This window comes from Coprobacter sp. (assembly GCF_982436375.1).
This window is the reverse complement of the sequence record NZ_CEWDCG010000125.1, coordinates 1-9,282: the sequence shown is the minus strand read 5'-3', so window position 1 is coordinate 9,282 and position 9,282 is coordinate 1. Positions and strand designations below refer to the sequence as shown.

Annotated in this window: 7 protein-coding genes; 1 reads left to right on the top strand and 6 read right to left on the bottom strand. The window is 37.4% G+C overall.

The features are described 5' to 3' along the window. Nucleotides 1-118: 118 nt before the first annotated feature. Nucleotides 119-1,066, top strand: coding sequence for a glycosyltransferase family 2 protein (locus tag AC1WHX_RS08030; protein ID WP_022389706.1), 948 nt, complete (start codon nt 119-121; stop codon nt 1,064-1,066). Nucleotides 1,067-1,399: 333 nt separating this feature from the next. Here AC1WHX_RS08030 and AC1WHX_RS08025 read toward each other — a convergent pair whose 3' ends face one another. From AC1WHX_RS08025 to AC1WHX_RS08000, 6 genes are all read right to left on the bottom strand, one after another. Then, complete coding sequence (locus tag AC1WHX_RS08025) at nt 1,400-3,262, bottom strand: SLC13 family permease (RefSeq protein WP_303116427.1); 1,863 nt, start codon at nt 3,260-3,262, stop codon at nt 1,400-1,402. A gap of 198 nt (nt 3,263-3,460) precedes the next feature. After that, nucleotides 3,461-4,909 (bottom strand): D-xylose transporter XylE, encoded by a 1,449-nt coding sequence (gene xylE, locus AC1WHX_RS08020; protein WP_022389540.1) that lies wholly within the window; start codon nt 4,907-4,909, stop codon nt 3,461-3,463. A gap of 96 nt (nt 4,910-5,005) precedes the next feature. Continuing rightward, nucleotides 5,006-6,322 (bottom strand): xylose isomerase, encoded by a 1,317-nt coding sequence (gene xylA / locus AC1WHX_RS08015; protein ID WP_022389541.1) that lies wholly within the window; start codon nt 6,320-6,322, stop codon nt 5,006-5,008. A gap of 30 nt (nt 6,323-6,352) precedes the next feature. After that, nucleotides 6,353-7,840, bottom strand: a complete 1,488-nt coding sequence (locus AC1WHX_RS08010; protein WP_009319332.1) for a xylulokinase — start codon at nt 7,838-7,840, stop codon at nt 6,353-6,355. Nucleotides 7,841-7,870: 30 nt separating this feature from the next. Continuing rightward, on the bottom strand, nt 7,871-8,593 hold the full coding sequence (locus tag AC1WHX_RS08005) for an NUDIX hydrolase (protein ID WP_009319333.1): 723 nt from the start codon (nt 8,591-8,593) through the stop codon (nt 7,871-7,873). Nucleotides 8,594-8,910: 317 nt separating this feature from the next. Then, nucleotides 8,911-9,201, bottom strand: a complete 291-nt coding sequence (locus AC1WHX_RS08000; RefSeq protein WP_303116431.1) for a hypothetical protein — start codon at nt 9,199-9,201, stop codon at nt 8,911-8,913. Nucleotides 9,202-9,282: the final 81 nt, after the last annotated feature.

The window sequence follows — 9,282 nt, the reverse complement described above, 5'->3', positions numbered from 1 at the left end:
TTAGGCAGGTTCTTAATCTGACTGTGAGATTTTATATAAATTGATTGGTTTTAATGCGATATGTTATGTATCTTTGATTTCGTTAATTTATTAATTTGTCTTTTAACTTTAAAAATATATGATACTAAGTATCGTTGTACCGTGTTATAACGAATCGGAAGTAATAAAGGAAACATCCAGACGTCTTATTTCTGTCCTTGAAGGATTGATAAAAAAAGAGATGATTTCTCCCGATAGTTTTATATTGTTTGTCAATGACGGTAGTCGGGATAATACATGGGAACTTATCCGTAAATTGTATAAGGAGAGTAAGTATGTATATGGCGTTAATCTGGCCGGCAATGTCGGGCATCAGAATGCGTTGATGGCAGGATTGACGGTCGCTAAAGATATGAGTGATCTTGCGATTTCGATAGATGCCGATTTACAGGATGATATTTCGGTCATAGAGGAAATGGTAAAGAAATATGAAGAAGGTTTTGACATCGTTTATGGAGTAAGAAAATCTCGGCAGAAAGATACTTTTTTCAAACGGACTACAGCTCTTTGCTTTTATAAGTTGATGACAGGATTAGGAGTGAAATCGGTTTATAATCATGCCGATTATCGTTTGATGAGTAAACGGGCGTTGGAACAACTTATGAAATTCAGAGAACGTAATTTATTTTTACGAGGTATAGTGCCGTTGATCGGTTACAATACGACATGCGTATATTATGATCGTCATGAACGTTTTGCAGGAGAATCTAAATATCCGTTGAGTAAAATGCTCAATTTTGCGATAGACGGTATAACCTCATTTTCGGTAAAACCTGTGCGTTTGATATTCGGTGCTGGCGTATTTTTCCTGATTATGACGTTTTGTGCATTTATATATACGTTATGTTCTTATTTAACAGGAGATATTGTTGCAGGATGGGCATCACTAATGCTTTCTGTGTGGTTTATCGGAGCTTTGGTTCTGATTTCCATTGGGATAATAGGAGAGTATATCGGAAAAATTTATATCGAAGTGAAAGATCGCCCTCGGTATAATATCGAAACTATTCTTACTCATAAAGAATAGTAATCTGAAAGATATGAAAACTTCCTTTTTCAAGATAATACATTGAAAAGTTACTTTTCCTGTTTTATGAGGATGATAACTCGCTTATCTGACGAGTAAAAACGAGCCTATAATATTGTTGGCAATACCGGTACGGTTCTCCTTCCTCTTGAAAGGGGAAGGGGGATTTTTTGTAGCAACCCGTTCAATACAATATTCAAATCTATTGGCATGCACTCATTGATACGAGATCATACACTCCTTTATTCCTTTCGAGAAAGGGGCTGACTTCTTGTGGATTTCTCTCGAACTTGATCCGTGCAAATTTTAGACAGCCCCTTTAGAAGTATGGATTTAAAACGGAAAAATAAGAGGCAGGGTAAAGATCATGATAACTCCGATAATAATCTGAAGAGGCAATCCGACTTTCACATAATCCATAAATGTATATTGTCCTGCCGGCATTACTAATGCGTTCGGAGGTGTGGAGAACGGAGATGCAAAACACATGCTTGCTGCAACGGTTACAGCAAATAGGAAAGGATAGGGGCTTACTCCGATTCCTATAGCCGATTGCATTGCGATGGGAGCGAGTAATACTGCTGTAGCTGTATTGCTGATAAACATCGTCATCAGTGATGTCGTAAAATAAACTCCTGCTAACAATATGACCGGGCCGTATTGACCTAATCCTGTAACCAACGAGTGCGAAATGACTTTTGATGCGCCTGTTTTTTCCAATGCTAAAGACATGGGAAGCATGGCAGCAATAAGTACGATACTTTCCCAATTAATAGTTTTATAGGCTGATTCTACATTTCGAAAACATCCGGTAAGAACCATTAATAGTCCGGCTATCATAACAGCTGTAACAGGTGCGATCGGAATAAAATCGAACATCATTGCTGCTATCATAAGAACCATGATCGCTGCAGCGACAGGAGCTTTATAATCCAAAGTCACTTTGGCAGCTTCGGTAAGTGGTTGACCTAATACGACCCATTCCGATTGATCTTCACTTAACCGGGCTATATCGTTCCATGTCCCTTGTACGAGTAATACGTCTCCCGAGTGGATTTTTTCATCTTTTATATCATGTAAAATATATTCTTTTTTACGACGTATTCCAAGAACATTTAGATTGTATTTATCTCTGAACCCGGCATCTTTAACACTTTGATTGATGAGGCGTGAATTTGGCATCAATAAAATTTCGGCAATACCGATATCATAAAAATCGAGAGAGTTCTCTTTATTCTTCCCAGATTCTTCAGTAGTATGCGAGTCGATGATATAAAGATCTAATTCTTGCGCAATTTGGTGTATCCGGTCGAAATCTCCCATTACATAAATTACATCTTCGCTTTGTAATGTCGTGTCAGTTGCAAGTTTTTGATTGACCGACTTTAAGAAACGTGATTGAGACTGAGAGATGCGTCGTACTTCCAAAACGTTCAATCCGTATTTTTTTCGAATATCCAGTTCGACTACATTTTTCCCGATAACAGGAGATTTGGGATTGACTTTTATCCTGAATAAATTATCTGCAAGTTGGTATTCTTTAACCAATTCATTCAAAGATTTGTTTCTGTTTGTTTTATTATTGTTATTTTGTCCTTTTTGGGAAAGAAATATTTTGCTTAACGGAATAAGTACTATAATACCTGTCAGGACACAAATAATACCGACCGGAGTGAAAGAGAAAAAAGAAAGGGGGGCATATCCGTTTTCTGTCAGTGTATTTTGAATGACAAGGTTAGGCGGAGTTCCGATTAAGGTCATCATACCTCCCATACTGCTTGCGAATGCTAACGGCATGAGCAGACGGCTGGCGTTCATGTTTGCGCTTAAAGCCAAACTGACGACGATAGGTAACATCAGAGCAACTGTTCCTGTATTGCTGACAAATGCTCCGATTGCAGCGGTTACCAGCATAACAAGGATGAATAGTTTCAGTTCACTTTTACCTGCCATTCTTAATATTTTCGCACTGATCATTTTGGCTAATCCGGTCTGAAAAATAGCACCTCCGACAACAAATAGCCCAACCATCATAATGACAATGGAATTGGAAAATCCTGATAATGCTTCTTCCGGAGTCAATATTTGAAAAACTAAAAGAAGTACGAGTGCACAGAGTGCTACCACATCCGAACGAATTTTGCCGTTCATGAAAAAAATTGCGGATAATACTAAGATAGTAAGGGTTATGTACATAAAAATCGAATGTAAGTTGTATAATGTATTTGTAATATACAGATTTATAGCTTATTTTGTTGCAAATATATTTTCGTTTGTTTTATAAATCAAATGTGAAAATGCTTTTTTATGTTCTATTAGGATCTTATTTTGGTTCTGTGGGTATAAAAAAAGCGGCGAGATATCTCGCCGCTTTTAAGATTAGAGGTATAGAGATTATTTTTTCCACAGTTTACTCATGTCTTCTAATGATTTGCCTTTAGTTTCAGGGACAAAACGCCATACGAAGATCGCTGCGATTACACAGATGATACCATATAAACTGTAAGCGAACATAGGACTGAATTCGTATAAAGGCGGGAATGTAGAAGATACGATATAGTTAAATACCCATTGGAATGCTACTGCGATAGCGACAGCTTTTCCTCGAATCGTGTTAGGGAATATTTCTGAAATTAACACCCAGCAAATAGGACCCCAAGACATCATGAAGAAAGCAGCGTATACAATAATGGAAAGAACGGGAATGATACCTTTAAGACCGATATTGTCACATATAGCTACGGCAAATGCACCGATAGCCATACCGATAGATCCGATAATTAATAACGGTTTGCGGCCGAATCTGTCAACTGTAAAGATTGCAACGAGAGTGAAAAGGATATTAACAATACCCATAATCACGGTTTGCATCATACCACCGCCTTCAGCTCCTGCATTTTCAAACATACGAGGTGCATAATATAAGACCGCATTAATCCCTATGGCTTGTTGGAATACCGATAATAATATACCGATAATGATTACCGGAACGCCATAAGTAAACAACTTTTCGGTTTTTTCGTGTACCGTACTTTTTATATCGTTTAGTATCTCTTTTGCCTTTTTCTGTCCGTTGATTTTCTCCAGAATAGAGAAAGCTTTCTCTTCTTGTTCTATCAGCACCAAATATCGAGGAGTTTTGGGTACAAAAAATAGTAAAATTCCGAAAAGTATTGCCGGAAACGATTCTGATCCGAACATATAACGCCAGCCTTCTTTTACTGTCCACATATCAGATTCTGGGCTTACCGATAGAACGCCTTGTGCGTCTTTCAGTATAATGGGATTTTGATGGTCGCCTAAAATCAAGTAGTTTACAAAATATACGACCAACATACCGAAAATAATAGCGAATTGATTACAAGAAACAAGAGTACCGCGTATTTCGGATGGAGCTATTTCTGCGATATACATAGGAGATATTGCAGAAGCAAGACCTACACCTACACCTCCTAAAATACGATAAAAGTTAAATGCTATCAAGACATTTAGATTCGCTTCTCCATATTTAAAGAATAAAAATTCGGGATAATAAGAACCTAATGCTGAGAGTAAAAGCAGTACGGATGCCAAACGTAAAGAATTACGGCGACCTAAACGCAATGCTGATATGCCGGAAATTGCTCCTCCGATAACACAACCCAATAATGCGCTGGAAGAAGTAATACCATGTAATATTTTGTCATATTGAAAATCGGTGGCAGTAAGAAAAAAAGCTTCTAACCCTTTTTCTGCACCCGAAACAACAGCTGTGTCGTATCCGAATAGCAGACCGCCCAAGATTGCTACAGCTGTGATGGAGTATAAATAAAATTTACTCCCTTCTGTGGTTGTATTGTTCATAGTGTCTTAAAATAAGATAATAATGAAGTTAAAGTTGATATTATGCAAAAGTGATAAGGGAATAATCCCTTATCACTTACTTCAATAATGTGAGAATTAGCAATACATATTTACGATTGCTTCGTATAATTCTTGTTTGCCGCTGGTTTGTTTAGGTTCACCGTTAGCTTTAGCGTAAGCTACGATGTCTTCCAGAGACAATTTCCCTTCTTCAAACTCTTTACCTTTACCTGAATCGAAAGAAGCATAACGGTCGGCCAACATTTTTTTGTAAGGAGATTCTTCCAACAACTTGGCTGCACTTAATAATGCTCTGGCCATAACATCCATACCTGCAATGTGTGCAATAAAAATATCTTCAAGATCGGTAGAATTACGACGAGTTTTAGCATCGAAATTAGTACCGCCATTGCCGAAACCGCCGTTACGGATAATTTGCATCATTGCTTGAGTTAATTCGAAATTATCGATAGGAAATTGGTCTGTATCCCATCCGTTTTGATAGTCTCCACGGTTAGCATCGATAGAACCTAACATACCGTTGTCCACTGCTACGCATAATTCATGTTCGAATGTGTGCCCTGCCAATGTTGCATGATTGACTTCGATGTTTACTTTAAAATCTTTATCCAAACCATGAGCTTTTAAGAATCCGATAACGGTTTCCGTATCTACATCGTATTGATGTTTGGTCGGTTCCATAGGCTTAGGTTCAATCAAGAACGTACCCTTGAAACCTTTTGCACGAGCATAATCCCGAGCCATTTTCAACATTTGGGCTAAATGTTCTTTTTCACGTTTTTGATCGGTATTCAAAAGAGACATATAGCCTTCACGTCCACCCCAGAATACATAATTAGTTCCGCCTAATTCGATAGTAGCATCAATTGCATTTTTGATTTGAACGGCAGCTCGCGCTACTACATCGAAATCAGGATTAGTTGCTGCACCATTCATATAACGTGCGTGTCCGAATACGTTAGCAGTACCCCAAAGCAGTTTAATTCCGGTTTCTGCTTGTTTCTTTTTAGCATAAGCTACGATTTCTTTTAAATTTGCTTCATATTCTTCGATAGTTTCAGCTTCTGTGACCAGATCGACATCGTGGAAACAGTAGTATTCGATTCCCATTTTTTGCATGAATTCAAATCCTGCATCCATTTTGTGTTTTGCAGCTTCTACCGGATTTTCAGAATCGTTCCACGGGAATTTTTTTGTTCCTCCTCCGAATTGATCTCCACCTTCTGCACATAGTGTATGCCACCAAGCCATAGAAAATTTCAACCAATCTTTCATTTTTTTACCCATTACGACTTTTTCAGCATCATAATACCGGAAAGCCATCGGATTTTTACTTTCTACACCTTCAAATTTAATTTTTCCGATACCAGGAAAATACTCTTTTGTTGCCATAGTTTTTTGTTTTATAAAAGGTTATTATTTTTATTTCATAGACTCTTCAAGTCTTTTCTTCCATAAATTATATGCGCCTTGATAAGCGGAGATATTTTTTATTTCTGGTTCGATCACCTCTATTTTCTTTAATGATGCAAAGGCCTCTTCGGCATTTTTATAAATTCCTGCACCTATTCCTGCGCCTTTGGCTGCTCCTACCGAACCGTCTGTGTCATACAATTCTATTGTTGCTTGAGTGATTCCGGAAAGTGTATTTCTAAATAACGGACTCAAAAACATGTTGGCATGTCCGGCTTTGATTGTATGAATATCGATTCCGATACTTTCCATGATTTCCATTCCGTATTTGAATGAAAACACTATACCTTCCTGTGCTGCACGCATCAGGTGACGTTTATCATGTATGTTATAATTTATGCCATGTACGGATGCTGATATTTCTCGATTTTGTAAAATGCGTTCTGCCCCGTTGCCAAAAGGTATGATACTTACACCATCAGCTCCTATTTTTACTTGAGAAGCAAGATTATTCATATCTGTATAAGATGTGTCGGCAGATGCTATATTCCGTTTTATCCATGAGTTTAGGATACCGGTTCCGTTTATACAAAGTAATACTCCGAGTCGAGTATTTGCTTTATCATGGTTTACATGAGCAAAAGTGTTGACTCTTGACAAAGGATCATAATTGACATGACCGTTAATTCCATAGACGACACCGGATGTCCCTGCGGTAGATGCGATTTCTCCGGGATTTAGAACATTTAAAGATAGTGCATTATTGGGCTGATCTCCGGCACGGTAGGTAACGGGAGTACCGATTTTCAATCCTAATGTTGCTGCAGCTTCGGCATTCATCTCACCTTGTAGCCCGAATGTCGGGACGATTGAGGCAATCAAACTTTGATCAAATCCGTAGTATTCCATTAGCTCTTTTGAGATGGTCTCATTTTTGAAATCCCAGAAAATACCTTCGGACAATCCCGATATGGTTGTGCAACTATTGCCTGTTAACTTCATGGCGATGTAGTCTCCCGGCAGCATTATTTTGTCTATTTTTTCAAAAACTTCCGGTTCGTTTGCTTTGATCCAAGCTAATTTTGAAGCCGTAAAATTTCCCGGAGAATTTAATAGATGAGAAAGGCAGTACTCTTTCCCGAGAGTTTCGAATGCTTTTTCTCCATAAGGTACTGCACGACTGTCGCACCAAATGATTGCCGGACGCAATACTTTTTGATTCTTGTCTACGACGACAAGACCGTGCATTTGATATGAAATGCCGATTGCTTTTATATCGGAAGCATCGATATTAGATTGTTTGAGTACCGACTCTGTAGCTAACTTCAGGTTCTCCCACCACTGTTCGGGATTTTGTTCTGCCCAACCTGATTTTACCGCGATAATTTCCATTTCCTGTTTCGGGAAAAAATCCGAAGCTACGCATAATCCGCTTTGAGCATCCACTAATGATGCTTTTACAGAAGAGCTTCCTATGTCATATCCTAATAAATACATTGGCTTTATGATGATTTAAAGTTGATAATTTTAATATTGTCCGTATAGTTTGTTATATGTTTTTTTATCGAATCGATAATATCTGGCAGCCCTGTGTGCGACATTTGTTTGCTTTTCTTCTAATGCTATGACATAGGGCATTGCAGTTATTTTTTTATGAAAGTTCCTTACATCCATTTCCTTATCGTAGATCACCTCATATAGGCGACGTAATTCTAAAGCTGTGAATTTGGCCGGTAATAATTCGAATAAAATAGCCGGATATAGTTTAGATGTACGTCTTATTTCTCGTATAGCTTCTTCAATAATATTTTTATGGTCGAAAGCAAGGCGCGGTAATTCTTGAACGGGACACCAAGTGACTTTATGATTTTGAAAATTCATGTTCATTTTGTTCGTAATGCGAATGACCGACATATAGCCGATTGTCACGATACGTCCCATTTTTACTTGAGTCGTTTCTTCCAGCCAAGATAAATCATCCGGATTACTGGTTCGATCGGGAGCACCGAAAGTTTTAAATTGTTTTAGATACGGATCGTTCATTCCGGTAATTTCTAAAAGAACTTTATGTGCAGCTTCATCCAAATCTTCATCATCAAATATCGGACGTCCCGGTAATTTCATACCGCTTCCTTTTTTGTTATTGGGAGTTTCACTTTGTTCCGTAAGTAAGACTTTTAACGATTCTCCGTTAAATCCGATAAGGACACAATCTACAGAAACGTGTGGGTTATAAGCGTGTGTTTTCATAGCGAATAACTTACCTTTTTTCGAAATTCGTATGTCAAATATAGAAGATATATTTTTTAAATAAAAGCCTAATCGCCTTTTATTTAGCAGTTTTATTTTGTATGTCGGATATTCTATTTGTATTGTGTACAATAAGATCCTTTCTTTGTGTCGTCTTTACAGTATCTAAGAAACATTTTTCTTATCTGATTTAGTACAATAACTATAAATGTTAAATAACTATAATCTTATTATCTAAAAAGGATAGACACCTAATTTTACAAAAACAGCCGGCACTTCTATCGGGTGTCGGCCGTTTTATCCAAAACATAACATGTTTATTTTTTTCGGATGTCAACGATAGGTACAGTTTTTTCAAATCCATCCTTTGTTGGGTACTTATATACTCCTATTTGTTTTACACATTTTCCGGAAGGAATTTTAATAATTTGGTCGTCATAATAAGATTTTCCGTTTTCGTGTAAAAATAAAACGACTAAACCTGTGTGTAATGATGTTGAATATTTTTCTTCTATCTCATTTGCTAAAGCGTCACCCGAATCCAATACTTGGAAAACTTCAAAAGAGTTTTCGCTGATACATTCTCCTTCATTTTCAAATAGATTCATATCATTATGGGAAAAATTACTGGCAAAGAATGTACTGCACCCCAAAAGTTAGACACAAAACTTTTGGGGTGTTTTTTATGA

Bases quoted from the DNA above. Each gene is read 5' to 3' on its own strand.
- AC1WHX_RS08030 (WP_022389706.1), top strand. From the start codon at position 119: ATGATACTAAGTATCGTTGTACCGTGTTATAACGAATCGGAAGTAATA.
- AC1WHX_RS08025 (WP_303116427.1), bottom strand. From the start codon at position 3,262: ATGTACATAACCCTTACTATCTTAGTATTATCCGCAATTTTTTTCATG.
- xylE (WP_022389540.1), bottom strand. From the start codon at position 4,909: ATGAACAATACAACCACAGAAGGGAGTAAATTTTATTTATACTCCATC.
- xylA (WP_022389541.1), bottom strand. From the start codon at position 6,322: ATGGCAACAAAAGAGTATTTTCCTGGTATCGGAAAAATTAAATTTGAA.
- AC1WHX_RS08010 (WP_009319332.1), bottom strand. From the start codon at position 7,840: ATGTATTTATTAGGATATGACATAGGAAGCTCTTCTGTAAAAGCATCA.
- AC1WHX_RS08005 (WP_009319333.1), bottom strand. From the start codon at position 8,593: ATGAAAACACACGCTTATAACCCACACGTTTCTGTAGATTGTGTCCTT.
- AC1WHX_RS08000 (WP_303116431.1), bottom strand. From the start codon at position 9,201: ATGAATCTATTTGAAAATGAAGGAGAATGTATCAGCGAAAACTCTTTT.